Raw genomic sequence first — 2,632 nt, 5'->3', positions numbered from 1 at the left:
GTCTGAAGCTAGGTCGTGTTTTCTTTTTAGAGTGAAATTTTGGATGATTATGCCTTTTGCTTTTAAAACTGTTTTTAAACGCTTTATGCAAATCATCACGTGCCTGTTGAAGACTAGTGGACTCTGTTTCCATCAAGTATGGTAACTCTTTTTTGGATTCGTTTAAGAATTGATTTAATTCTGTTTTAGTTGGAATTTTAGTAGAATCACCATATTTGGCTTTATATTTATTTAAAAGTTCATTATGGGTTTTACGAGTACAACCATAGTTTTGTTTAAACATGACTTCTTGTTCGGGAGTTAAATGAAGCTTAACAACCACACCTCGAATATAATCACCCATAAAAATCACATTTCCTCCAGTCCAATATATATAATATTTTTATTCCATTATCTAAAAAAAAATGAAAAAATATTTACTCTTTTTTAAAACAACAATTAAAATTACATTTAATTGAATAATATCTCATTTATAATTACTCCTATATAAAAAATGAGAGAGAGCATTTGAAAAGTAATCGAATAACGAACTCAGAGCAATTTTTCAAACCCAAAACAATTTTTCATACCCAAAGCAATTATTAAAAATCCATAAAAAAAAGTATACTGAACAAAAATTCATGACATAAAAAAGCCTCAAAAAAACGCAAATAAAATAAAACACAATAAAATTAATTAAAAAAGATAGTACACCCAATAGTGCAATTCATCCACAACTTGCAGAAGTTGTGGTATTCTTGCATTTTAAAGATAAAATCAACATTTCTCTTTTTGTTTGCATCAATTAACATCGCTTGCCGTTAATGTGAGAGTCAATAGCTTAAAATAAAAGAAAACAAGAAATATTAATTTAAATTAACATTAACGATTTGATAATCAAACCTGAAAGCTGAATTAACATTAACGACGGCCATTTGTTAATGGAAACTTACTTTTGAAAAGTAGTTGATGTATATGCATAGTTGAAATAGATTTTGATTTTTAATACCTTTGCCGTTAATGTGATGGTGGGTTCATTATCTGCGAGAACAATATTCAGTCTTGTTTTTCCAATAAGTCATATACGTTTAACGCAATAAGTCTTTTTGAGGAAATATATAAAAATGGTGCTAAAAAGAATGTTGCAATTGAATAGATAATATCAAGTAGAGTAAGGCCTTTACTAAATGGAATAACAACTGAAGCGGCAAATGCCTGTGAGATTATAACAGCAATAATAACTTTTATGAAATAACGGGTGTCAAATATTTTTATTAAATTTATGATTTCACGAAGATGGAAAGCCTCTATAAACTTTCCATTATGCAAATATCTGTTTAACAATCCTGCAATTAAACATAAATATAGTAATATAAACAAAATAACAAAACATACCGTAAATATCAGGTTTCCATCAGCATAACTCAGTTTTGCTAAACGAATCAACGCATATAAGAATCCTGAATAGATGAATACAATGACTGATTTCTTAAAGCCCTCCCAAACAAGCCTTTTCATATTATTCTTAAAGCGAGGATGTTCATCCCTACCCTTAAGGGCATACCATGATACATATGACCCATATCCTACAACAATAAGTAGAAATACATTTATTACCTTTAAAATCGGGTCAGATAAACTATTTTTGTTAATAAAACAGGCAATACTTACTAAACTACTGACTATTATGATTCCTGTCTTATCGCTTAATGTATAATCTATCGATTCTTTAATATGGTCAATGAATAATCTCATGTTAATTCTCTAACAACACTTTTCTAGTATATAATATGTGCACATCGAATAAAAGATTATTGTTCCCAATGATAAAATTCAAACCTTAAAGCAAGTGAGCTATCGGATATTGATGGGCGCATATTTCATCAACCAGATATATCCACTGATTTTTTGTAAATCCTGATATGAGGTATCTTACATTATTTGACATTATTCTTCCACTATACATTGCCTTGAACTAATCCATATATTCCATTCTCTCCATTTTCAAAGCAGGCCAAAATGATACTGGCTAGAGAAAAGGAAGTCATTATAGGTGGTGCCAGGCGGTTCCAAATCAAGAAGTTTATTGATGAGGGGCATTGTTTTATGTTCAGGATGATGATAATGAATATCATGCCCTCATCCTGAGATGTACTTTATCTGACTTGAAGCGTAAAGGAGCTTTAATTCATAAAGCAAGTCAGTGGTTAAATCGAAAGGAAGTTCAAAATAATGCAAGCATCAAACCAAAGTGGGATGAAACAGAACATTCATGGACATTTCCCAATGGAAATTCACTAACCTTCGGATATTTGAGAAACATCAATGACCTCGATACATATCAGGGTTCTGAATATCAATTCATTGGTATTGATGAGCTGACACAGCTTGAAAGATTCAAATACATTTACATGAGGTCTAGAGTAAGGAAAACAAAAGATAACAAACTTCCTACACAAGTAATATAAATATTTTATGATTGTTGCCCGTATACTAACTCTCTTGAATCATTGCTAGAATACCCTTCGCTCCTCGAGTAACCCTCGAAACGGGCAGCCTATCCAACGCTGGGTTTCTCCTAATCATCGACAGTATCAACTTCCCTCATAGAAGGACCGTAGGCATTGGTCAAAAAATGATACGACAATAATAT

Annotated in this window: 3 protein-coding genes; 1 reads left to right on the top strand and 2 read right to left on the bottom strand. The window is 31.2% G+C overall.

Going from position 1 to position 2,632, the window contains the following annotated elements; translation table 11 throughout:
- Together UIB65_RS09260 and UIB65_RS09255 are read right to left on the bottom strand one after the other, a co-directional pair.
- A partial coding sequence (locus UIB65_RS09260) for a helix-turn-helix domain-containing protein (RefSeq protein WP_330041114.1) occupies nucleotides 1-343 on the bottom strand: 343 nt, incomplete at its 3' end.
- A gap of 692 nt (nucleotides 344-1,035) precedes the next feature.
- The gene (locus UIB65_RS09255; protein ID WP_295596933.1) at nucleotides 1,036-1,734 is read right to left on the bottom strand and encodes a DUF4013 domain-containing protein; all 699 of its coding nucleotides are present in this window, start codon (nucleotides 1,732-1,734) and stop codon (nucleotides 1,036-1,038) included.
- Between the two features lie 344 nt (nucleotides 1,735-2,078).
- On the opposite strand from UIB65_RS09255, the gene UIB65_RS09250 reads away from it, so the two are divergent.
- Nucleotides 2,079-2,447, top strand: a complete 369-nt coding sequence (locus tag UIB65_RS09250) for a terminase family protein (protein ID WP_330041112.1) — start codon at nucleotides 2,079-2,081, stop codon at nucleotides 2,445-2,447.
- Nucleotides 2,448-2,632 lie beyond the last annotated feature (185 nt).

This window comes from Methanobrevibacter sp. (genome assembly GCF_036307625.1).
Taxonomy (GTDB): Archaea; Methanobacteriota; Methanobacteria; order Methanobacteriales; family Methanobacteriaceae; genus Methanocatella.
Note: the sequence above shows the minus strand (reverse complement) of the source record. Positions and strands in the feature narration are given on the sequence as shown.